Consider the following 22,823-nt stretch of genomic DNA (forward strand, 5'->3'; position numbering starts at 1 on the left):
GTGTATATTGCCATGAGTACGAAGCAGAAATCACATAAAAAGTTCGAGCTTGACCAGCTAAAAACAGGGATGTTCATCCTTGCCATAGGTGTCGTGTTGGAAGCTGTTTTCCTTTTCTCAACCTATAGAAGTACAGAAAAGCAGCTAAAAACTGAATATAGGGCTCATGCCGAGGAAATTGCCGGCAGTATTACTAGAGAACTCAACAATGCGTACGAAACTACGGAACTTCTCAGGGACTTGTATAACGTCTATGACGAACTATTCCTGAACGACTTCAATAAAATCTGTGCAGAACTGACCAAGGACAATCTTGCCATTGGCAGTATGTATTTCGCGCCCAATGGAATCATCAAGTATTCCTACCCCAGTACTGTAGATTCCGCAACCTCCAACTTTGAAATGTTAAAGGACTCCATCCAGGGGCCTAAGGCACTAAAAGCAATCCAGGACCAAAAGCCCACCATTGCAGGACCTCATCACCTGGTGGAAGGAGGCGAAGGATTCATCGTTCGTACTCCTATATTCAAGAGAGATCGCTTTGAGGCATTCTCCATCATTGTCATTGATAAGGAAACCTTGATTACCCAAATCAAGAATAACCCTAAATTTCACCATTACAAATTCGCCATCTGGAAAGACGAAGATCCAACAGCAATTCTTGACGCAAATGGCTTTATCTTAACCAGCAATGAAAACGATAAAGTTTCCAGGGACAATTTCGTTTCCTTCGAAGTATTAAACGACATTTGGCACATTTCCGTTGAGCCCGTCGAAGGACTAAAGGTCTGGGGATCCATGAAGTATTCCCTGATAGCCTCCATCACTCTTCTTTTCGTTCTCGCAGCCCTATTCTATATACAGTCCATTGCTATGGGGCGTAAACGTCAGTTGCAAATGGAACGTATGTCCAACAAGGCAAAGAGTCAGTTCCTATTCAGCATGAGCCACGACATTAGAACACCCATGAATGCAATTCTTGGTTTTGCGGACTTGATGAAGAAGAATCTGGATGATAAGGAAAAACTAAAAGACTATCTAGAAAAGATTAACTCCTCCAGTACATTCCTGCTATCCTTAATCAACAATGTTCTAGAAATGGCCCGAATCGAAAGTGGCAAGGTTACTCTAGACGAAAACATAATCAACACCCAAAAATTTGAAGACGTTACAGACGCGGTCTTTACAGACTTGGCTCACAGCAAGGGGTTGGAATTCCGTAACGATTATCATCTCATCCATGAGTATGTCATTGGCGATGAAATGAAGTTAAGGGAACTTACCCTGAACATTGTCAGCAACGCAATCAAGTATACCCCTGTAGGCGGTTACGTCAAGCTTAGCCTTATAGAATCAGAAAATAAGACTCCCGGCTACACCACCTTTACCGCGATTTGCGAGGATTCCGGCATCGGGATCAGCAAGGAATATCTACCCCATATCTTTGACGAATTCTCCCGAGAAAGGAATTCCACCGACAGCAAGATTTCCGGTACTGGTCTAGGCATGCCCATTGTCAAAAGGCTTCTCAACCTGATGAACGGAACCATCGACATTGAAAGCGAGGTTGGAAAGGGCACGAAGATAACCATTGTCCTCCCCCTCCGCCTCCCCACGGAAGAACAGATGGCCGCAGCAAGACAGGCAGAAACCCAGTCACACGGCAACACCATTCATACGGAAATGTTGAACCGCGCACCAGTCAGCGATAAAATTTTCAATGGGCATCGTATCCTTCTCGCCGAGGATAATGACCTCAATGCGGAAATTGCCACAGCCATCCTGGAAGAAATGAGCCTCTCTGTAGAACGAGTTCCCGACGGTATCCAGTGCATTCAGACCTTAAGCAAACATGCTAACGGATATTTCGACGTGATTCTTATGGACATTCAGATGCCCAATATGAATGGCTATGACGCCACTCGAGCCATCCGATCCCTGAATATGCCAGAAAAGGCAAACATTCCCATCATCGCCATGACTGCCAACGCCTTTGACGAAGACCGACAGAAAGCATTTGAATCCGGCATGAACGACCATGTGGCAAAGCCTATTGACGCCTACAAGCTGGCAAAATCTATAGAAAAAGCACTGAATTTAAGGAAAACCTAAAAAAAATGGAAGTTTTTTGTATGTTTTCCTCCATTTTCTCCCACAATAACTTATCTTAATCTCATCATAGATTGTAAAAATACGTAAACGGATCTTTTATAATGCTAAAGAGTGAAATTCTTATTGTAGATGACTCTGAAATCAATCGCAGTATGCTGCGCTTGATGTTGCAGGAAGAATACGAAGTTACGGAAGCGGAAAACGGCGCAGAAGCACTGGCCTTAATCGAAAAAGGCGATCACATTTTCCGTTTAATTCTGCTGGATCTGGTAATGCCTGTTATGGATGGATTTACCTTCCTTACAGAACTGCAGAAGCAGAAACAACTGCAAATTCCTGTCATTATTATCTCTGGAGACAGCTCCGAAGAGTCTCTTGACAAGTCCTACGGCCTCGGGGCAGTAGACTTCTTTACCAAGCCTTTTAACCCCAGCATCGTAAACCATCGAGTACAGAACGTTATTTCCCTGTACTCCCATGGCTATCGGGATGTACTGACCGGCTGCTATACCCGTAATGGATTTATCCAGGTCTGCGAGAACTTCATCCAGAAGGTGGAGGATCCCTCCATCTACTCCATCATCTTTTACGACCTGAAGAACTTCAAGGCAATCAACTCTATTTTTGGAACAGCAGGCGGAGACTTGGCACTTAAATATACTAGCCAGGGCATTCAGAAAAGCAATCTAGCCCCTCTATTCGTAGCCCGTCTAGAAGCAGACCACTTCGTATGCCTAGCCGAAACCAATAGAATCGACATCGCCGCCATGATGGAAGAAAACGGGGCCGTAGTTGAATTCAACGGACGTCCCATGCAGATTCGTTTCCGCATGGGTGTTGCCCATATTGACTCCAAGGCTCCTATCGCAGGCTATATGGACAGGGCAAAGCTAGCCCTGAGCTATATCGAAGATGAATATCTGAAGCCTTATGCAATCTTTGACGAAAAGATGTCCGAAAACTACGTCAACGCAGCTGTCGTTGCCACAGACTTTGAAACCAGCCTGGAAAAGAACGAGTTTAAGGTATACTACCAGCCTGTGATGGAAGCATCCACCGGTAAGATTGCCTCAGCAGAAGCTTTGATCCGCTGGATCCATCCCGAGCGCGGTTTCGTACGTCCGGACTTGTTCATTCCTGTTCTGGAAAAGGACGGCTACATTTCCAAGTTGGACCTGTTTGTAGACTTGAAGGTCCATTCCGTCATGAATGACTGGAAAAATCAAGGCCTCCCAACAGTGCCAGTTTCTGTCAATCTTTCCTGGATGGATTTCTACGACGCCGACATGATTCGCTTTATCCTGGACCGTCTGGAAACGAACCAGGCAGCCCCGGGACAGGTCCGTTATGAAATTACGGAATCTTCCTTCGCAGCCCTCAAGGAAAATCGCGACGGAGTCCTTAAGGAAATGCAGAGTCTTGGCGCATGGCTACTGATGGATGACTTCGGAAGTGGCTACTCTTCTCTTGCAATGCTCATGAACTACAAGTTCAACATCCTGAAAATTGACATGAGTATTGTACGCAAACTGGAAGAAAAGCCTGAAGTGCCCCATATCGTGGAACTAATCATCAATATGTGTCACCATCTGGGAATGAAGGTTGTAGCCGAAGGCGTGGAAACCGAAAGCCAGCTCAACTTCCTCAAAAATGCTGGATGTGACTACATTCAGGGTTATTACTTTAGTAAGCCTCTGCCCGAAGCGGATTTCAAGGAATTCCTCGCAAAGTGCAGGGCCGAAGGAAACATCGTAGAGAACTAGAAGGAATTTTTATGGATATCAAAGAACTTTATGTTAAGATTGGCGGAAATTACGAAGACGTCCTGGGACGCCTGATGAAGGACTCCCTTGTGGAAAAATTCGCCCTCATGTACCTGAAGGACACCTCTTTCGAGACCCTCATGGCTGCAATCACCGCAGGAAATATCCCTGACAGTTTCCGTGCGGCACACTCCCTGAAAGGCGTATCTGCCAACCTGGGTTTCGAGGAACTGCGTAAGGCAGCCTCCAACCTGACCGAACAGCTCCGCCCTCAGACTACCCCGGCAAACGCAGAAATGGTAGAAGCAGTAAAGGCTGCTCACGAAAAAGTTGTTGGCGGCCTCAAGGATTACCAACCGGCCTAAAAACATCGTTTTTTTGCGTTTTTCATAAAAACAGCTCCAAAAGGGCTGTTTTTTTTGTTTTTACGTTTTTTGAGAAAACCAATTCCCGCTTAATTTTTAAATTTGCCCTATGCCCGAATGGTTTAAAAATTTCTCCTGGGAAAGGATCTTCGACGCCCTGGCCGAAAAGTCACCCGTGCCCATCAAAGTTGCGGTAACCGCCGGCAAGTCCTTTCTGTATTACCACGGTCTCACCCGTGCAGCCGCCCTGACTTATACGACCTTCCTTGCAATGGTTCCCCTGCTCATTATGCTCACCTCTATCACTATTGCGGTTGGCATGGGCAGCTTTATGTCCGACTACATTCCCCACATCATCGACATGCTTCCCCTGGACTGGCCTACAGAACCACTGGTGGAATTGATCAAGAATGCGGAGACCATTCCCATCGGACGTCTAGGAATTATTGGTGCAGTCGGTCTTTTCGTTACCTTTATCCTGGCATTTGGAAGTCTTGAATCCAACTTCAACGTGGTGTGGGAAAACAAGATTTCCAGAACCCTCATTCGCCAGATCGAGATTTACACCCCTTTCTTCCTGCTGGTGGCCATTACCATCGGACTTTATGCAGGATTTGTAAATCACGTACAGGGTGTTCTTAACGAAATCGTAGTGGATGGACTGCACTTCACTCCGGAAGTTACCAAGACCATGATCAACGCCTTCTGGTCCATCACCTTCCATGCAGCAGCCCTGTTGTTCATCTTCCTGATGTTATTCGCCCTGCCCTCCAGACCTAAAATGAAAGGGCCGAGACCTTATACAAATCGCAAGCTCATGGTTTCGTCCATCGGTGTCACTGCCCTGGCCTGGGTTTGCATTATTGTTTACGTAAAGATTCTAGTGCTCATTCAGACTACCCTGGTCATCAGGATGTCCATTTTCTACGGTTCTCTGGCATTCATCCCCCTTTTGTTGCTCCTGGTGTTCGGTGTGTGGACCATTATCCTTTGCGGAAACAGCTTGGTATGGACCATCTGTTTCTGGCCGGAAGCAGGAAGACGAATCTGGAACTGGAGAGGAGGTTCAAGCAATCTATGAGAAAGATCAACCTGGTAAAAGCAGCTGCAATGGCCTTGTGCCTTGCTACAGCATCCAATGCAGAACTTCGTTCCGCATCCTTCACCCCCGACGAACCCGAAAAGAAGGCCTGGTCTGCATTCCTGGGCGTGGATGGCGGTAACGCTCTGATTGCCCGAGATGGCACCATCTTTACCAACCTCCGTATCGGAATTGAATGGAATTCCATGATTTCCACAGGTCTATTCGCCACATTGTTCGTGGATAACGTGCTCAATCATCACGTGAGCCCCGCCCAGATGGTGAACTACAAGGCCTATGGTGCTGTTATCGAAGTAACGCCCTTCCGTAAGGACCTGTTCTCCATCTCTATCCCGGTTAAGGTTGCCGGTGGCGTGGTCAACGCCATGGATCGTGGCGAAGGCGCTTTCTCTCCTGAAGATTACTTCTTTACGGCAGATGCAGCCCTGCACTTCAACTACCGCATTACCAAGATGCTGGAAGTATCCATCGGTGGTGGCTATCGCGCCTTCGCTGGTATTGAAGAAAACAACCTGGAAAATTCTGACTTTAACACACCCTTTGGCGAACTCCGCTTCACCATCAAAGAATAATATGCCTCGAGGGGACACCCCTCGAGCTCCCCAAAAAAAGAACTGCGCTATCACAGGCTACGCCTGTTCGGCTTGTTCTTTTTTGATTTGAGGGGAAGCGAAGCTTCCTCCTCAAATGTTTGAGCCAGGAAGTTCTCCTCAAAAGGGATGCGGGGTTTATCCTCAAAAGAATCTTAGGTTTTATCGGGTCGCTTTATGGATATGATTTCTCTTCGCGGATGTAGGCTCCACAACTTGAAGAATGTGGATGCGCAGTTCCCGTTGGGAAAGATTACTGTGGTTTGCGGCCCCTCCGGCTGCGGAAAATCAACTCTAGTTTTGGACACCCTTCACGGGGAAAGTAAGCGTCGCTATCTGGAGACGCTTTCTCCTTTTGCATGCGAACTGCTGGGTGGTCGCAGGAATATTCCGCTGGACAGCGCCGAAGGTTTGAGCGCTAGTTTGGCCATCGGCCCTAGCCACGGGGAATCGCCCGCGAAGGCTTATGCTTTAAGTATTTCGGAATGCGATAGCGCCTTGCGGACACTGTTTGCGGCGTTTGCGAAACCGGCCTGCCCTGTTTGCGGCAGCCCTATGGAAAGTACCAGCCGTGAAGAAATCATCAGGCAGATTGCAAGCAGGCCGGAAGGGACGAAGTTGCAGTTTTTCGCCAGGATGGACACAGGCTGCGAGGGCGCCGCTGACGGCAGCGCAAGGGGTAAGCGCGGACAGTCGCTGGACAAGTTGTCCGCGGTTTTCTTGGCGCAAGGTTACACCCGCGCCATGGCTGATGGAGTCGCTTACTCTCTCGCCGATTTAACCGACGCAGAGCGGGAAATTTGCCCTAAGGAATTCTTTATTGTGGTGGACCGCGTCATTGTTCGCGAGAACACCCGCACTCGTATTGCAGAAGCTGTAGATGGCGTTTTGAAGCTGACCCACAGCGAACTGACTCTGGACGAAAACGGCTCGCGCACCGTGTTTAGCACGGTTCCCTGTTGTAAGGAACACGGTGCAGCAGAAATCAAGGCACTGGAAGCCGCAGACTTTACGCCCTACAACCGCAAGAACGCCTGCCCTTGCTGTGGCGGAACAGGATTTAAGGAAAGTGCGGGCAACGATGCGACGGAAGAAGTCAACGAAGAATGCCCGGAGTGCGGCGGCCTGCGATTGAAGAAGGCCTTCTTGAACGCAACCATCGGGGGCGTTACCTGGGCCGAAGTTTTAAGTACGCCCTTCTCCCTGCTGGAGAAAAAAGTCCGCGGGCTCTTCGAAGAACGCATTAAGCAGAATTTGGTTCCTACGCTGAACAGCCTGCTGGACCGCATCGAAGCCATTAACGAACTGGACATCGGCTACCTGACAGCAGGTCGTTCCGGCGTCACTTTGTCTGGCGGCGAAATGCAGCGTTTGCGTTTGGCCAGTTTGTCTACCGGACATCTGAACGGTCTAACCATCGCCTTGGACGAACCGGCCAGCGGCCTTCACCACACTGATGTGGAAGCCCTTTGGAAGGTGTTGAAGAAAGTTCAGTCCCGCGGCAACACGCTGGTTTTAATTGAACACAATCCCGGCATTATTGCAAAGGCAGACTGGATTATTGAAATGGGTCCTGGCGCTGGCGAAAAAGGCGGCGAAGTTCTGTTCATGGGCCCCGCAAAAGAAGTTTTAGGCAACCCCGCCTCCCCCACAGGAAACTGGATTAAGTATTTGGAAGGATCCCGCAAAGGAGAACGTCATCCCGAGCGGAGCGCAGCGAAGTCGAAGGATCTAGCCATCCCCGTTCGCGATTTCGCCCTTTTCGACATGAAATCCGTTTCCGCAGATTTCCCTCTAAAGAAATTCAGCGTGATTACGGGCCAAAGCGGTAGCGGCAAGTCCACCCTCATGTTCAGGAATCTGGCAGTCCGCGCAAATGCTGGCGAATTCGCCCCCTTTGGAATTGACGCTCTGTCTATTCTCTCCACAGGCGACTTCCACGGAAACCGCCGCAGTACCGTACTTAGTGCCATCGGTATGGGCAACCTCCTGCGAGACCTGTTTGCAAAGCTTCCCGAAAGCAAAGTCCGTGGGTACGCCGCGGGCAAATTCGCAACCCACGCCGCAGGCGGCCGCTGCGAAAACTGCAAGGGCGAAGGCGTCATCTTGGATCCCTCCGGCTACGAGGAAACCGAATGCCCAGTCTGTCTGGGCAAGCGCTTCCGTGATGAGGTTCTTGAAATACGATTCAAAAGTTTAAGCATCGCAGATATTCTGGACATGGAAATCGGCGCCGCCTACAAGCTGTTCGTGAACATGAAACCTTTCGCAGACAAGTTGAAGCCCCTGGTAGACACAGGCTTGGAATACCTGCGTTTAGGCCAATCCACCGCTCACCTTTCCGGCGGCGAACGCGCCCGTTTGCGTCTCTCCATCGCTCTTGCAAGAGCCAAGGCACCCAACACGCTGTTCTTATTTGACGAACCTGCCCGAGGCTTACATCAGGTGGATATCAAACACCTGCTGGAACTGATCCGCGGACTCACAGAAGCAGGTCACACCGTGGTGGCCATTGAACACGCTCAGGACTTTGTGAACGCCGCCGACTACGTGGTGGAATTAAGCCGATAAAATCACGCAGTTAGTCCTGCGCGTCTATTTCTTCTTATAAATCATTCGGGCAAGGCCGAATACATAGCGGCGAAAGCCGGGACGATAGTGGAGCACCTTGTTAAACCAGCCGATTCGTTTGCTCACCTGCTTTACCGCAAAGCCCACATAGAACATAGCGAATAAAGTACCCACGCCAACAATATGCCACTGCCAAGCACCAAAGAAAGCGAAGCAAGCGGCAACACCCAAAATCACAAGGGTCGTATCTACGCAGATTTTTACCTTGGGAAATTCAATTCCAGTCACCTTGCTGATAGCCACCGGGAAACCTTCCCCAGGCATAGTCACAGAGCCGCAACGCACTTCAAAAGCAATGCCAAAACCGAGAATGGTGCAGCCCACAAACTGAGTCAAGATTTGCATCCATAAAGCATCCGGTACAAGCCATGTGGTCAGGAACATATTTAGGTCAATGAGGTAACCGAAGAAAAATCCAATGACCAGCTGAAACAACTGCACCAGTTGGAATTTGCGGCGCAACACAAGAATCTGGCCAAACACCAGGATAAAATTCATAATGCAAGTGTACTGGCCAATGGTCAACGCCGGCACCATCCCCTGCCTACCAGCCTGATCAAACACATAAGGCAAAACGCTAATAACGCAGGAACCCAAGTGCGAACGGACGCAAACCGCCACACCCAAGGTCATAACGTAAAGAGAAATCAACAGCAAGAAATGCTGCCACAAAAATGAAACAACCTTATCCTTTGTCAATCGCAATTTGACCTCGTCACCAAAACGAGGCCAAATATAGAATTTTGCAGTCCGCTTACCTAGCTCCTCCGCCCTGCGGATAACCCGCATACTGGAACAGGCTCAATCCGAATTCAGGAAGGACGGCAATTAAATGATCGAAGATATCTGCCTGGATTCCTTCGTAGGCGATCCACTGGGTCACATTGGCGAAGGCGTAGATTTCCAGCGGCAGGCCCTCGGGAGTGGGCTGCAACTGGCGGGTCATCAAGGTCATATCCTGAGCAACGCTCTTGCTGCTGCGGAGATATGCAGTGCAGTAAGCACGGAACGTCCCGATATTCGTGAGGTGGCGGCTATTCACCATATCCAACTCGCTGGGAGCGGAACCTTCCCCATACTTCTTGACGAATTCGGTAGCAAGTTCACGCCTCTTTTCATCCATGTAGGGCTTTAGAATTTCAATCTTGGACAAGCGCTCTATTTCCTCTTCTGTCAAGAAACGAATGCTATGCTGGTCCAGGAAGAGGGAACGCTTGATGCGGCGACCACCGGATTCCTCCATGCCACGCCAGTTCTTGAAGCTGTTGGTAATGAGGTCATAGGCGGGAATCACAGAGATGGTCTTATCCCAGTTACGAACCTTCACAGAAGTAAGAGTAATGTCGATGACCGTTCCATCGGCATGGTGACGGTCAATTTCAATCCAGTCGCCCTTACGCAACAAGTCGGACAAGTTAATCTGAATTCCAGAAACCACCCCCAGGATGGAATCGCGGAAAATCAACATGAGAACCGTAGCGGCAGCGCCCAAGGCTGAGAGAATAAAGATGGGGCTCTTTCCCGAAACCTGGGAGACGATTACGATTGCGCATACACAAAAAATCGCTAGCTTAATTGCCTGGAAAATTCCGTGCAAAGGCTTATTCATAGTCCGCTTGTTGTTATCGTTCAGTGCTTCCACTACATCAAAGATGGAGCAGCCAACAGCACAACCCACAAGAGCAAACCACACATTGGAAACTCGGGTGCAAAGATCAAATACCCAGGACGTCTGATCCAGAACTTCCGGGAGTCCCGTACTAAAAATACCGGCAGGAACTAATTGCAGAACTCGGGAAAAGAAATTCTTTTCCACCAGCAAGTCATCAAACTTATTGGGAGTCTTTTGAGCAATTCGCTTCGCAATGGGATTCACCACAAAAAAGCAGAAAGCCAGCGCCACAAAGGTGGCTATGAGTAAAATGGCAAACTTGATATCCATAGCCTAAAAATAAAAAAATTGCTAGATTTTGGGCCATGAAGAAATCAGTACCTATTACAGTGCTCACCGGTTACTTAGGAGCCGGTAAAACTACTCTCCTCAACTACGTTCTTAACAACCAGGAAGGCTACCACGTAGCTGTTATCGTCAACGACATTGGCGAAGTAAATATTGACCAGACCCTTATTGAAAAGGGCGGAAACATCACGAAGGCCGACGACGGCACCGTGGTCCCCCTGTCCAATGGCTGTATCTGCTGCTCCCTGAAGCAGGACATGCTGGAACAGATTGCAGAAATTCTGGAAACCGGCAAGTTTGACTACATCCTGATCGAAGCAAGTGGCATCTGCGAACCGGAACCCATCGCACAGACCATCTGCATGGCCGGCGCCCAGCTGAGAGGCAAGAACGGTGAACCGCTCCCCTGCCATCTGGACAATATCGTAGCCGTAGTGGACGTGCTGCGTCTTGCCGACGAATTTGGCGGTGGCGAAAAGCTCCTCCAGAAGGATCTGGAAGAAGAAGATATTGCAAACCTGCTGATCCAGCAGATCGAATTCTGCAACACCATCATCATGAACAAGGTGGATTGCCTTTCCAAGAACGATCTTGAAAAGGTGAAGGCCGTGGTGAAGGCTCTGCAGCCCACCGCCAAGATGATTGAAACCAACTTCGGCAAGGTGGAAATGAATGAAATTCTGGACACCAAGCAGTTCGACTACGAAAAGGTTGCCGAATCCGCAGGTTGGGCCATTGAACTGAACAAGATCGATGACGGTCACGACGACGACGATGATGAAGATGAAGACGAACATCACCATCACGACCATGACCACGAAGACCACAGCGATTGCGATCATGAACACGGCGTCTGCCACCACCATCACGATGATGATGACGACGATGATGACCACGACCATGAACATCATCACCATCATGATCATGACGACGAAGACCACAGCCACTGCGACCATGAACATGGCGTATGCCACTGCGGTCATCACCACGACAAGGATCATCCCCATGGTGACGAATACGGCATTTCTACCTTCGTGTACGAGCGCCGCCGTCCCTTCAACCGCAAGAAGTTCGAAGCTTTCCTGAACGATTATCCCAACAGCATCATCCGCACCAAGGGTCTGCTGTGGTTCAGCGACGATCGCGACAACAGCTTCCTTTACGAACAGGCAGGCAAGCAGGCTACCGCACAGAATTTCGGTCGTTGGTTTGCAGCCGAAGACAAGGCTACCCAGCAGATGATTCTCAGCCAGAATCCTGACCTGATGAAAGTCTGGGACGCAGAATACGGTGACCGCATCATCCGTCTCGTCTTTATCGGCCAGCACATGGAAAAGAAGAAGATTATCTCTGTCCTGAACGACTGTCTGGACGACTAATCCAATTCAAGAATCCTAAAAAAAAGACGAACCTTACGGTTCGTCTTTTTTTACGTTCTGTTCTTATCTGTTTTACAAGGCATTCCCAAGAGCTTCACCAACAGCCCCAACCGCCATTTCCGCAGCATTCTCAGCTACTTTGAGCAATGATTGAGCAGCAAACTCTCCTGCAAATTCCTTGCAAATAGAAGAGATGCTAAAGGAATCCTCCGGTTCTACTTGCGGGATTTCTTTCGGCACTGCTTTGGGTCTTTTTACCTTCACATGAACAATCTTTTCTTCTTTAGGCAAGGCAGCTTTTTGCGCAGCCTTCTTTGCAATACGTTTTTTAACAGTCACTTAAAGAGCCTCCGCCACACAAGTCTTAGACAACGTAATCCGTACGTCACCACATTTAGATTGGACGTCTCCTCGGCATAGACTGTAGGGATAGGTAATTCGCCCAGAGCAAACCCGCGAGCGTCCGCAATGGAGATCAGTTCCAAGTCAATATCAAAGCTGGGGCTTAACTTTTCAAGATCCACCGTCTTTAAAAAGCTGGTGCGGTAAAGTATGAATCCGCTGTGCCGATCCGTCAGTTTTTGACGGAACACCCGGTTTTCTAAAGCCGTCAGGAAAGCACCCCCAATCCTTTTATGGAGGGGCATGTTCCCCGCCTTAGCACCCCCGCGGGTTGCATGTCGAGACCCCTGCAGAAGTACAAGTTTCTGTCCCGAAGGGGCTTCAAAGTTTTCAAGATGTTCAATGAACTTGTCCAGCAGATTTGCGGGATACTGTCCATCCCCGTGAAGACACGCTACGAATCTATAAGAACCAGCTGTACTTAACCGCAGGCCTTTTTTCACTACAGCGCCGTACCCGCTATTTTTCTCAAAGCGGAAATAGAACAGCGGCATTCTGGGATGAGTCTTGACGAATTCATCGTATGCACCGCGGGTATTGTCCATAGAGCCATCGTCAATGACCATCACCTCGGAACGTTTCCAGACGCTTTCAGGAATTGCAGAAAGAACATCTCCTAACGTCTTTTCCACATTATAGGCAGGAACAAAAATGAAGATATCAGCCATAGTTCTCTCAGGAATAATGGCTCACGAACCATTCCAGAGATTCCCGCAGAACCTCGTCCAGAGGGGTGCGAGCCCGAAAGTTCACAAGACGTTCCGCCTTGCTTACATCGGGAAGGCGGCGCATGGAGTCTTCATAGCCAGCGCCATAATATTCTTCTCCGGAAATTTCACGCGGTTCAGGAATGGAGGAAACGTCTACACCGCGAATACTTGCGTAAATAGAACGCATTTTCTGGGCAAGTTCCCCGATGGAAAGTTCATTATCGGGATTGCCCACATTGAAAGCCTGGTGGTCGCAACTTTCGGGAGCAGCACCGAAGAGGCAAAACAGGAATTCCACCGCATCATGTACGGAGGTAAAACTGCGTTTGGCCTTACCGCCGTTTACAAGAGCAAGAGGTTCCCCCCGCACAAGAGCGCTGGAGAAGTTCGCAAGAACTCGCGGGATTCCTTCCCCATCGACGCCAGGCATGTAGTCCATGTAGGGTCCTACAAAGTTGAAAGGTCTCACTACAGTCCAGCTCAGTCCGGAAAGGCCTGCAATATAACGTTCCGTCAGGAGCTTTGCCGTAGCATAACTCCAGCGGGAAGCGCTTACGGGACCGAAGGATATTTCCGTGTGGTCCTCGTTCAGCAAGCCGGATTCCGCAGAAGTCTTACCGTATATTTCAGAAGTAGAGAAATGCACCAACCAGGCGCCGCTCTTCAGGCAAGCATCTGCCAGTCGAGCCGGGTGGTCATAGTTACTGCGAATGACTTCCGCAGCCTCATCCATGTAGCGACTAGGCGTGCAAATGGCGGCCAGATTGATGACCACAGGGAAAGCTGCCACCCGCTTAATCACGGAAGAATCAGCCAAATCCGCACAGAGAAATTCCAGTCGGGGATTAGCCAGGTGTTGCTGAATTCTGTAAGATTCCAGATCCACGCCAAAGACACGCCAGCAGGTCTTCTCAAAGATGGCCTGCAAAAGATGACTACCAATAAAACCACCGCAGCCAACAACGGCTACGGTGATTGAAGGATCGTCAAATCTTAATACAGGTTTCAACGGAATGCCGTGATTATTCAGTCACGGTAAACTTGCCGGAGTTGGCACCCTTACCCTGGTTGGAGTAAGGAATCACGCGAATCACAGCTTCGTCAGAAGGAGTCACCGCTTCAGAGTCAAGAACGACCTTTACTTCATAGCAGGTCTTGCCATCCGGTTCTTCGGGACCCACAGAATTTTCAACCAAGCTCTGACCCTTGGCATTTTCACTCGTACGATATTCAATATCAAAACCATTGGCCTTAATATCAGAACCGAATACGACGGTAATTTCGTCACCAATCTTAAACTTAGCGCCAGCAGCCGGAGACACAACGACAACGCCGTTAGAGACTTCGCACTTGGAGTCTGCACCGGAAGAGGAAGTGGAGCTATCATCGCCACAAGCCACCAGCATGGAAGCAGCGGCAACTGCAGAAACAGCAATCAGAGAACGTACGAATTTCATGGAAAAACTCCTTATTTTTGCCGTAATATATAAAAAACAGGCGGAAACCGATTACGGAAAATCATTCCAAAATAGATGTTTTCCAAAGTTTTACCCATTTGTGCAGTACTTTGTCACTTTGTGCCATTTTATTTTTCTACATTACGGCCGAGACGTAAAAAACTAAATTGTCCAAAAATTTTTGAGACTTTAGAACTATGAGCGAAGAAAGACAAGATTCTACCCTTGGACTATCGAATGTAAACCATCTTGAAAAGCTTTATAACGGATGGTTTTTGGACTACGCCAGCTATGTGATTCTGGACCGCGCCGTTCCTTACTTCGAGGACGGTCTCAAGCCGGTGCAGCGCCGCATTCTGCATTCCCTTTTTGAAAACCACGACGGCCGCTACCAGAAGGTGGCTACCATCGTGGGTCGTACCATGGCTTATCACCCTCATGGTGATGCATCCATCGGTGATGCTCTGGTGGGCTTGGGCCAGAAGGGCCTGCTCATTGACACCCAGGGTAACTGGGGTAACCCCTTTACCGGTGACCGTGCCGCAGCCCCCCGATACATCGAAGGCCGACTGACACCGTTTGCCGTGGACGTGGTGTTCAATCCCGAAACTACGGAATGGATTCCCAGCTACGACGGTCGTAGCGAAGAACCGGTGACCCTCCCCGTCAAGTTCCCCCTGCTTTTGGCACAGGGCGTAGACGGTATTGCTGTGGGTCTTTCCACCTACATCCTCCCCCACAACTTCCGCGAACTTTGCCAGGCAAGCATCGACTACCTCCGCGGCAAGAAAGTGGTTCTCTATCCGGACTTCTTTACCGGCGGCATCATCGATGTTTCCGACTACAATGATGGTCAGCGAGGCGGCAAGGTTAAGGTTCGTGCCAAGATCGAAAAGGTGGACAACAAGACTTTGGCCATTAAGGAAATTCCTTATGGCACCACTACCGTAAGCCTGATCGAAAGCATCGTGAAGGCCAACGAAAAGGGCAAGATCAAGATTAAGCATGTGGACGACAATACCAGCCAGTCCGTGGAAATTTTGATCCACCTGCAGCCGGGCACCGACCCCCAGGTGGCCATGAACGCCCTCTACGCCTTTACCGACTGCGAAAAGAGCCTGTCCCCCTGCACCTGCGTCATCGTAGACAAGCATCCCAAGTTCCTGGGCGTATCCGAAATTCTGAAGATGAATACGGATCATACGGTTCAATTATTGAAATGGGAACTGGAAAACGAACGTAAGCATCTGGACGACAAGTGGCACATGACCAGTCTGGAAAAGATCTTCATCGAAAAGAAGGTCTACCAGGTCATCGAAAACGCCAAGAGTCGTGACGAAATGGTCCAGCTTATTGACGACGGTCTTAAGCCCTACATCAAGCATCTGCGTCGCGAAGTCACTCAGGAAGAAATCCTGAAGCTGGCAGAAATTCCTATCCGCCGTATCAGCCGATTCGACCGTAAGAAGGCCGATGAACTGTTGGCAGAACTGGACGCAAGCATCCAGCAGAATACCTTCAATCAGGAACACATTACGGACTACACCATCGACCACTTCAAGAACATCCTGAAGAAGTACGGCGAAGGCAAGGAACGTAAGAGCGAGATTGCTGAATTCGGCAAGGTGGAAGCGGTTCATGTGGCCATTGCCAACCAGAAGCTCTATGTAAACCGCAAGGAAGGCTTCCTGGGTACCGGCATGAAGAAAGAAGAATACCTCTTCGACGTGTCCGAGTACGACGACCTTATCGTGTTCAAGGCCGACGGAAGCTTTAAGGTGGTCAAGGTCAGCGACAAGGACTTCGTGGGCAAGGACATTATTCTCGTCGAAAAATTCAAGAAGGACGACGACCGTCACATTTATAACGTCATCCACCTGGACGGTAAAGACGGAGCCTACTACATCAAGCGATTTAACGTGGGTGGCGTTACCCGCGACAAGGATTACTTCATGGGCAAGGGCAAGCCGGGCAGCAAAATCCTGTATATGTCCAGCAACATGAATGGCGAAGCCGAAGTGGTAGAAGTCACCCTGAAGCCCCGTCCCCGCACCAAGCTGAACTTTGAAGTGGACTTCAGCACCATCGAAGTGAAGGGTCGCGGAGCCATGGGCAACATCGTGACAAAGTATCCCGTCAAGAGCATCAAACGTCTGCGCAAGGGCGTAAGCACCCTGGGAGCCCGCGTACTGTACTTTGACGCCCCCAGCGGTGTAATCAGCACCCAGAAGAAGGGCGACCGCATTGGTGAGTTTGGCGAAAAGGACAAAATCTTGATCGTCAAGGAAAACGGTTCTGCCCGCGTCCATGACATGGCCGACCCGATTATTGTGGGTACTGGCATCAAGTATATCCACAAGTACGACCCGACACAGATTTTCTCTATTCTGTACTTTGAAGGCGGAAACTTCAACTACATGGTCAAGCGATTCAACCTGGATGGCTGCCCCATGACTACGGAGTTCAACCTGATTTCCGACCACAAGGATTCCAAGATGATCGAGTTCTTTGCCTCTAACGATGCCAAGGAACTGATGGAATACCAGGTAGGTCGCGAAGTCCAGAAGGAAGAACTGGACCTGACGGAAGTTGCAGAAATCAAGGGCTACAAGGCTCTTGGCAGCAAGTTTACCGCCAAGAAGGTGAAGCGCGTTAGCCGCATTTCTCCCGCCGACTCATTCGACGATGGAGCAAGTGAATCCGACGACGCAGACGACGCCGAACCCAGTCTATTCTAGACCGCGAGGCTAATCCATTTCTCATAAGGGCCTGCAGTAAAAAACTGCAGGCCCTTTTTACAATGTTTATTTTTATTTCGATAATACAGATGTAACAAAGAACCTGAGGAACTTATGTCCGTATATGTTGATGACTACGTTTATTTTGTTGGATTGCCCGAAAGAATTGATGCTCTTTGGAAAGAGTATTTAGATGCGCAAGAAAATGTTGTTCAGAGAGCACTAGGATTCCGTCCCACCGTAGATATGGTGGACGACAACCACACCATCTATAACGGCAGCATCGGCGTCATCGCGTCGAAGCGTTCGCTCAATGGCAAAGCAGTTCTCAGCGTATCCACCACGGGAGACTGCTACGGACATGGGTTTGGAGACGAAGAGCGAAGTGAATTCAATCCCATCCTATTAAGATTAGATCCGAAAAACTGGGAATCTGGAGAAGTTTCTCGCATTCAGAAAACTTACGTTGGTTCACGTCTTGCATGGATCAAGGATCCCAACGAGGTGTTCTTCAAAAACTGCAAAAATGAAGATGCCCCTGACCCTAATCAAATAACAGAACTATATGAAGAATTCCACAAAAGCACCGCAAGTGACCATGTAGTCAGGCAATTCATCAAGCGTAAGCAAGAAGAAGATTCTCGATATTTCGCCTATCGAAAAAGTTCTTTCTGTTGCGACGAAGAATGTGTAGAGCAATAAGACTAGCTTTCCAGCCAATCACTGAAACTTGCATCCGAGGGCATTCTCCAGTCTGCACGAGGAGACAAGGAGATGGTACCAACCTTAGGGCCATCGGGAATGCAACTGCGCTTGAACTGCTGAGTAAAGAAGCGGCGTACAAACAGCTTCAGGCAGCGTTCCAGTTCTTCGTCCGGATAGGTGCCGGCAAAAGCAATCTTAGCCAGATACAGAAGCTTTGCAGGTTCTGCCCCGTACTTAGCAAAATGGTACAGATAGAAATCATGAATTTCATAAGCACCCAAGATGGACTCCGTCTTCTGGGCAATCTGGCCATTGGCATCGGCAGGGAGTAATTCCGGAGAAACAGGCGTATCCAAAATATCGCGAAGCACAGCAGAAAGTTCATCCGCAGTCTTTTCATCAGCAATAAAGTTACGAGCGCGGTCTGCGTACCAGGCCACCACATGGCGCACCAGAGTCTTCGGGATATCGCAGTTCACTGCATACATGGACATGTGATCGGCATTATAAGTGCTCCAGCCCAACGCAATTTCAGACAGGTCACCAGTACCAACCACGATACCGCCTTCCTTGTTGGCAACATCCATCAGGATCTGCGTACGTTCGCGGGCCTGAACGTTTTCGTAAGTCACGTTCAACACAGCAGGGTCATGTCCAATGTCGCTAAAGTGCTGCATACAAGCATCCTTGATGGATACGGTACGCAGTTCAACGCCCAATAGTTCCGCCATAGTCACCGCATTATTTTTCGTGCGGTTAGTTGTTCCAAAGCCGGGCATGGTCAGCACTAGAATTTCGGAAGCAGGGCGATTCATCAGTTTGAAAGTTTCAGCAATCACCAGCAAAGCCAGCGTAGAATCCAGGCCACCGCTCAAGCCCACCACAGCGCGCTTGGAGTGAGAGGCTTCCATACGTTTTGCAAGGCCAGCACACTGAATGTTAAAGATTTCACGGCAGTTGGAATCGCGGGTTTCCACGTTACCCGGCACGAAGGGAGTAGAACAGATAAAGCGGTTCAAGACCTTCACTTCCGGCAGGGGGCCGAATTCTGCAGCAGTTGCAAAATAGGGTGTTGCGTCAAAATCCTGGAAGGAACCTTCGCTCAGGCGCTGCATATTCAGGCGCTGAACGTCCACATCCGCATAAATAATTTCGGACTCGCGACCGTAATCCTTACGTTCCGCAAGCATGCTTCCGTTTTCAGCAATCATCAGGTGACCGCTAAAGACCATGTCCGTAGTAGATTCCTGCACACCAGCAGAAGAATAAACGTAGGCCGCCATGCAACGAGCAGACTGGTTCATCACCAGGTTACGGCGGTAATCGCCCTTCCCCACCAACGCATCGCTGGCAGAAAGGTTCAGGATAACGTTTGCTCCAGCCAAGGCCAGTTCACCGCTAGGCGGCATGGGAGTCCAAAGGTCTTCGCAAAGTTCCACGCCAAAGCAAATTTCGGCCCCCGCATTTTCAGCATCACAGCCAGCCACAGAACTTACGCCACTACGAATGAAGTTAGTTACAGGCACTTCGCCAAAGCCCGGGAAATCCCAGGTAATGCGATCTGCAGAATTCAGCAAGTCGCGACCGCTATTGAAGTGACGCTTCTCGTAGAATTCGCGCTGGTTGGGCAAATGAATCTTGGGAGTCACTGCAATGAGCTGGCCACGCTGCACAAAAGCAGCACAGTTATAAAGGCGACCAAACATACGCAGAGGCAAACCCACTGCAACAATCATATCGGAATCCGCAAACGCTTCTGCAATCTTCTGAAGGCTACCATAAGCATTCTTCAATAGCAGTTCCTGATGGAACAAGTCACTGCAGGTGTATCCTGTAATGCACAGTTCAGGAAACACGGTAACAGCGGTCCCATTTTCCTGAGCAAGCTTACCGCAGCGAATAATCTCCGCAGTGTTAAAGGCAGTATCCGCAACCTTCAGGTTGGGGCAAACAGAAGCAAATCGATAAAATCCGAACATGCCACAAATATAAAAAAGGTCCCCCTTACGGGAGACCTCTTTTCACTCAAATAAACATCTTTACTTGGTATTCAGTCCCAGCTTGTTCATGCGATAGTTCATCATGCGGGGGCTGACACCCAGCTCACGGCCTGCAGCGGAAATATTTCCGTTGTTGCGCTTGATAGCTTCGGTGATCAGTTCACGTTCGTAGTTATTCATCATCACATCCAGCGGGGCGTTCTTCATTTCAGCAGAAATGATGGAGCCGGTGCTAAGGCTAGTCTGCAGCGAAGGCGGCAGGTTGTAGCTATGGATGCAATCGTCACTTGCAGTAAGAACGGCACGTTCCATGCAGTTCTCCAATTCACGAACGTTACCCGGCCAATGATAGCTCATGAGCAGATTAATGGCGGTTGTAGACAAACGAACAACTTTCTTGCTGTAACGCAGGTTCATCTTTTCAATGAAGTGTTCTGCCAACAAGATAATGTCACTCTGGCGCTTTGCCAAGTCCGGCATGGAAATCGGGAAAATGTTCAGGCGGTAGAACAAGTCTTCGCGGAACAGTTTCTTTTCCATCAGTTCTTCCAGATTGCGGCTAGTTGCAGCCAGGAAGCGAACATCGGAATGAAGTTCTTCGTTACTACCCACACGGCTGAAAGTCTTTTCCTGCAAGAAGCGGAGAAGCTTCACCTGTGTCTGCATGGTCAAATCACCAATTTCGTCCAGGAAGAGAGTACCGCCATTGGCTGCTTCTGCACGACCGATACGGCGGTTCACAGCACCAGTAAAGGCACCCTTTTCATGGCCGAACAGTTCGCTTTCAACCAGGTTTTCCGGAAGGGCAGCGCAGTTCAAGGTAATGAAAGGCTTATCCTTACGGGAAGACAAATTCACGATAGCGCGGGCGATCATTTCCTTACCAGTACCGCTACCACCACGAATCAGAACGGTTGCATCAGAGGGTGCCACCTGACGAGTCTGTTCATACACAATCTGCATTTCGCGGCAGTTACCCACCAGTTCCGTGGGATTACCGGACAACATATCACGCAGCTTCTGGTTTTCTTCCAGCAAGGCGGCATGTTCAGAATGGACTTCCTGACATTCGTTGGCGGCATCACCCGTAATGTTGGCGATGATTTCCAGCAAGGCAACGTCATGATCCAAATCCGTGGTCACATCCACCGGGCGGTCCACAGAAAGAGTACCGATGACCTGTTCATCATGAACCAGAGGCACGCAAATGAAGGCCACCTGGGAATCGTAATTACGAGAACCCGTACGGTTCAGGAAGCGAGAATCCTTACGCAAGTCGGGAATCACATGGCTACGTCCCGTTTCAGCAACGTGACCTGTAATACCTTCACCCATATGGTACTGACCCAACTGCTTTTCAGCTTCCGTCATACCGTGGGAAGCTTCAATCTTCAAGGTATCACCAAAGCGCAAGGTGAATGTACCACGAAGCATGCCAAGTTCTGTATCCAAAATGGCAAGAACATTGGACAGCAGCTTTTCTGCATCACGTTCGTGAATGATAGCTGCGCTAATCTTTTGAATAACCGAGATTTCTGGACCGATTGGCTGTTTCATAGGCTAATGGTTAGTGGCTAGTGGTTAGTGGCTCGCGCCTGCGGCACTTTGAGGTTTCGCGGGCTAATATTTCTGGTTTCAAATATACTTTGTTTTACAGAAAGTGTAAAATTAAAGTTTTTCCTTGATTCGTTTCAAGGCGACCTTGGTCTGTTCATGATCTCCGAAGGCGGTCAAGCGGAAGTATCCTTCACCACAGGGGCCAAAGCCAGATCCCGGAGTTCCCACCACTTCGCAAGTACCAAGCAGACGATCGAAGAAGTCGAAAGACTTTTCGCCATTTTCCAGCTTCCACCAGATATAGGGAGCGTGTTCGCCACCAAATACGGTGTAACCGGCAGCAGTCAGCTCGGAGCGGATCATAGCAGCGGTGTCCATATAGCCCTTGATGACAGCCTTAGTCTGTTCCCAACCTACGGGAGTATAAATAGATTCGGCAGCACGCTGGACAACGTAGTTCACGCCGTTAAACTTAGTGCACTGACGGCGATTCCACATGGAGCGAAGCTTGCCCAGTTCATGAGGCACGATGGTGTAAGCGCAACGGACTCCGGTAAAGCCAGCAGTCTTACTGAAACTGCGGAATTCGATTGCGCAGTTGCGGGCACCCGGAATTTCATAAATGGAGTGAGGCAGAGATTCATCCTGGATGTAGCAGTTATAAGCACCATCGAACAGGATCAGAGCGCCGGTTTCGTTGGCGTAATCCACAAACTTCTGCAAAGTTTCGCGGCTAAGAACAGTTCCCGTCGGGTTGTTGGGGCTGCACAGGTAAATCAGCTGCACCGGATTCTTGGGAAGCTCCGGCTGGAAATTGTTTTCGGCGGTAGATGCCAGGTAAGTCACTTCAGAGAAATGGCCATCTTCCTGCATAAAGCCCGTACGGCCAGCCATCACGTTGGAGTCCAGATACACAGGGTAAACCGGGTCAGGAATGGCAATCTTCACGTCAGCAGCAAAAAGTTCCTGGATGTTAGCAACGTCGCACTTGGAGCCATCACTTACAAATACATCATCGGGGTCCATTTCAACGCCGCGGGGAGTATATTCACCGCGAATAATAGCTTCACGAAGGAAATCATAACCCTGTTCCGGACCGTAACCGCGGAAGGTGTTCTTGCAAGCCATTTCATCCACAGCCTTGTGCATGGCTTCGATAGCGGCGGGGATAATGGGAGTGGTCACGTCACCGATACCCAGGCGGATAATGTCGGCGTTTGCGTGAGTGCCCTGGTATTCCTTAATTTTCTTGGCAATGGTAGAAAACAGGTAGCTGCCAGGAAGACGATCGTAGTACGGATTGACAATCTTTTCGTTCATTTCTTTTTCTCGTTCTTTATTTTAAATTTCAC

Annotated in this window: 18 protein-coding genes; 9 read left to right on the forward strand and 9 right to left on the reverse strand. The window is 49.4% G+C overall.

Annotation, left to right across the window (positions count from 1 at the left end):
* The first annotated feature begins 12 nt into the window (after positions 1 to 12).
* The 6 genes from BUB59_RS02595 (at position 13) to BUB59_RS02620 (ending at position 8,503) form a co-directional block, all read left to right on the forward strand.
* Positions 13 to 2,112: an ATP-binding protein gene (locus tag BUB59_RS02595; protein WP_083540136.1), complete on the forward strand. Its 2,100-nt coding sequence runs from the start codon at positions 13 to 15 to the stop codon at positions 2,110 to 2,112.
* A 101-nt stretch (positions 2,113 to 2,213) separates the two neighbouring features.
* Complete coding sequence (locus BUB59_RS02600) at positions 2,214 to 3,875, forward strand: two-component system response regulator (protein ID WP_073225338.1); 1,662 nt, start codon at positions 2,214 to 2,216, stop codon at positions 3,873 to 3,875.
* A gap of 11 nt (positions 3,876 to 3,886) precedes the next feature.
* Positions 3,887 to 4,240 carry an Hpt domain-containing protein gene (locus tag BUB59_RS02605; protein WP_073225341.1) on the forward strand — a complete coding sequence of 118 codons (354 nt, stop codon included), beginning with the start codon at positions 3,887 to 3,889 and terminating at the stop codon, positions 4,238 to 4,240.
* 109 nt (positions 4,241 to 4,349) lie between these two features.
* The gene (locus BUB59_RS02610) at positions 4,350 to 5,321 is read left to right on the forward strand and encodes a YihY/virulence factor BrkB family protein (RefSeq protein WP_073225343.1); all 972 of its coding nucleotides are present in this window, start codon (positions 4,350 to 4,352) and stop codon (positions 5,319 to 5,321) included.
* Positions 5,318 to 5,914, forward strand: a complete 597-nt coding sequence (locus tag BUB59_RS02615; RefSeq protein WP_073225345.1) for a hypothetical protein — start codon at positions 5,318 to 5,320, stop codon at positions 5,912 to 5,914. The genes BUB59_RS02610 and BUB59_RS02615 overlap by 4 nt, the downstream gene beginning before the upstream one ends.
* Positions 5,915 to 6,109: 195 nt before the next feature.
* Positions 6,110 to 8,503 (forward strand): excinuclease ABC subunit UvrA, encoded by a 2,394-nt coding sequence (locus BUB59_RS02620; protein WP_073225346.1) that lies wholly within the window; start codon positions 6,110 to 6,112, stop codon positions 8,501 to 8,503.
* Between the two features lie 24 nt (positions 8,504 to 8,527).
* Here BUB59_RS02620 and BUB59_RS02625 read toward each other — a convergent pair whose 3' ends face one another.
* Both BUB59_RS02625 and BUB59_RS02630 read right to left on the reverse strand, forming a co-directional pair.
* Positions 8,528 to 9,268, reverse strand: a complete 741-nt coding sequence (locus BUB59_RS02625; RefSeq protein WP_073225349.1) for a YczE/YyaS/YitT family protein — start codon at positions 9,266 to 9,268, stop codon at positions 8,528 to 8,530.
* 49 nt (positions 9,269 to 9,317) lie between these two features.
* Positions 9,318 to 10,505: a mechanosensitive ion channel family protein gene (locus BUB59_RS02630; RefSeq protein WP_073225351.1), complete on the reverse strand. Its 1,188-nt coding sequence runs from the start codon at positions 10,503 to 10,505 to the stop codon at positions 9,318 to 9,320.
* A gap of 35 nt (positions 10,506 to 10,540) precedes the next feature.
* Between BUB59_RS02630 and BUB59_RS02635 the strand changes: the two genes are divergently transcribed.
* On the forward strand, positions 10,541 to 11,902 hold the full coding sequence (locus tag BUB59_RS02635) for a CobW family GTP-binding protein (protein WP_073225353.1): 1,362 nt from the start codon (positions 10,541 to 10,543) through the stop codon (positions 11,900 to 11,902).
* Positions 11,903 to 11,974: 72 nt separating this feature from the next.
* Here BUB59_RS02635 and BUB59_RS02640 read toward each other — a convergent pair whose 3' ends face one another.
* The 4 genes from BUB59_RS02640 to BUB59_RS02655 are packed head-to-tail and all read right to left on the reverse strand — an operon-like array spanning position 11,975 to position 14,471.
* Entirely contained in the window at positions 11,975 to 12,241 is a 267-nt protein-coding gene (locus tag BUB59_RS02640; protein ID WP_073225355.1) for a hypothetical protein, read from the reverse strand.
* Positions 12,238 to 12,972: a glycosyltransferase family 2 protein gene (locus BUB59_RS02645; RefSeq protein WP_073225356.1), complete on the reverse strand. Its 735-nt coding sequence runs from the start codon at positions 12,970 to 12,972 to the stop codon at positions 12,238 to 12,240. The genes BUB59_RS02640 and BUB59_RS02645 overlap by 4 nt, the downstream gene beginning before the upstream one ends.
* 7 nt (positions 12,973 to 12,979) lie before the next feature.
* Positions 12,980 to 14,023: an NAD-dependent epimerase/dehydratase family protein gene (locus BUB59_RS02650; protein ID WP_073225358.1), complete on the reverse strand. Its 1,044-nt coding sequence runs from the start codon at positions 14,021 to 14,023 to the stop codon at positions 12,980 to 12,982.
* Positions 14,024 to 14,036: 13 nt separating this feature from the next.
* Positions 14,037 to 14,471: a hypothetical protein gene (locus BUB59_RS02655; RefSeq protein ID WP_073225359.1), complete on the reverse strand. Its 435-nt coding sequence runs from the start codon at positions 14,469 to 14,471 to the stop codon at positions 14,037 to 14,039.
* Positions 14,472 to 14,668: 197 nt separating this feature from the next.
* Here BUB59_RS02655 and BUB59_RS02660 point away from each other — a divergent pair, with 197 nt between their 5' ends.
* A complete protein-coding gene (locus BUB59_RS02660) occupies positions 14,669 to 17,209 on the forward strand; it encodes a DNA gyrase/topoisomerase IV subunit A (protein WP_073225361.1) in 2,541 nt (846 codons plus the stop codon).
* 114 nt (positions 17,210 to 17,323) lie between these two features.
* Complete coding sequence (locus tag BUB59_RS02665; protein ID WP_073225363.1) at positions 17,324 to 17,911, forward strand: hypothetical protein; 588 nt, start codon at positions 17,324 to 17,326, stop codon at positions 17,909 to 17,911.
* A 2-nt stretch (positions 17,912 to 17,913) separates the two neighbouring features.
* On the opposite strand, the gene BUB59_RS02670 is transcribed toward BUB59_RS02665, so the two are convergent.
* The 3 genes from BUB59_RS02670 to BUB59_RS02680 form a co-directional block, all read right to left on the reverse strand.
* Positions 17,914 to 19,893: an NAD(+) synthase gene (locus tag BUB59_RS02670; protein WP_073225365.1), complete on the reverse strand. Its 1,980-nt coding sequence runs from the start codon at positions 19,891 to 19,893 to the stop codon at positions 17,914 to 17,916.
* 60 nt (positions 19,894 to 19,953) lie between these two features.
* Positions 19,954 to 21,471 carry a sigma 54-interacting transcriptional regulator gene (locus BUB59_RS02675; protein ID WP_073225366.1) on the reverse strand — a complete coding sequence of 506 codons (1,518 nt, stop codon included), beginning with the start codon at positions 21,469 to 21,471 and terminating at the stop codon, positions 19,954 to 19,956.
* 111 nt (positions 21,472 to 21,582) lie between these two features.
* Complete coding sequence (locus tag BUB59_RS02680; RefSeq protein ID WP_073225368.1) at positions 21,583 to 22,791, reverse strand: LL-diaminopimelate aminotransferase; 1,209 nt, start codon at positions 22,789 to 22,791, stop codon at positions 21,583 to 21,585.
* Positions 22,792 to 22,823 lie beyond the last annotated feature (32 nt).

Origin of the sequence: Fibrobacter sp. UWEL (assembly GCF_900142535.1) — a bacterium.
In the GTDB taxonomy this organism is placed as follows: domain Bacteria; phylum Fibrobacterota; class Fibrobacteria; order Fibrobacterales; family Fibrobacteraceae; genus Fibrobacter.

Bases quoted from the DNA above. Each gene is read 5' to 3' on its own strand.
- BUB59_RS02595 (WP_083540136.1), top strand. From the start codon at position 13: ATGAGTACGAAGCAGAAATCACATAAAAAGTTCGAGCTTGACCAGCTA.
- BUB59_RS02600 (WP_073225338.1), top strand. From the start codon at position 2,214: ATGCTAAAGAGTGAAATTCTTATTGTAGATGACTCTGAAATCAATCGC.
- BUB59_RS02605 (WP_073225341.1), top strand. From the start codon at position 3,887: ATGGATATCAAAGAACTTTATGTTAAGATTGGCGGAAATTACGAAGAC.
- BUB59_RS02610 (WP_073225343.1), top strand. From the start codon at position 4,350: ATGCCCGAATGGTTTAAAAATTTCTCCTGGGAAAGGATCTTCGACGCC.
- BUB59_RS02615 (WP_073225345.1), top strand. From the start codon at position 5,318: ATGAGAAAGATCAACCTGGTAAAAGCAGCTGCAATGGCCTTGTGCCTT.
- BUB59_RS02620 (WP_073225346.1), top strand. From the start codon at position 6,110: ATGGATATGATTTCTCTTCGCGGATGTAGGCTCCACAACTTGAAGAAT.
- BUB59_RS02630 (WP_073225351.1), bottom strand. From the start codon at position 10,505: ATGGATATCAAGTTTGCCATTTTACTCATAGCCACCTTTGTGGCGCTG.
- BUB59_RS02635 (WP_073225353.1), top strand. From the start codon at position 10,541: ATGAAGAAATCAGTACCTATTACAGTGCTCACCGGTTACTTAGGAGCC.
- BUB59_RS02645 (WP_073225356.1), bottom strand. From the start codon at position 12,972: ATGGCTGATATCTTCATTTTTGTTCCTGCCTATAATGTGGAAAAGACG.
- BUB59_RS02655 (WP_073225359.1), bottom strand. From the start codon at position 14,471: ATGAAATTCGTACGTTCTCTGATTGCTGTTTCTGCAGTTGCCGCTGCT.
- BUB59_RS02660 (WP_073225361.1), top strand. From the start codon at position 14,669: ATGAGCGAAGAAAGACAAGATTCTACCCTTGGACTATCGAATGTAAAC.
- BUB59_RS02665 (WP_073225363.1), top strand. From the start codon at position 17,324: ATGTCCGTATATGTTGATGACTACGTTTATTTTGTTGGATTGCCCGAA.
- BUB59_RS02670 (WP_073225365.1), bottom strand. From the start codon at position 19,893: ATGTTCGGATTTTATCGATTTGCTTCTGTTTGCCCCAACCTGAAGGTT.
- BUB59_RS02675 (WP_073225366.1), bottom strand. From the start codon at position 21,471: ATGAAACAGCCAATCGGTCCAGAAATCTCGGTTATTCAAAAGATTAGC.
- BUB59_RS02680 (WP_073225368.1), bottom strand. From the start codon at position 22,791: ATGAACGAAAAGATTGTCAATCCGTACTACGATCGTCTTCCTGGCAGC.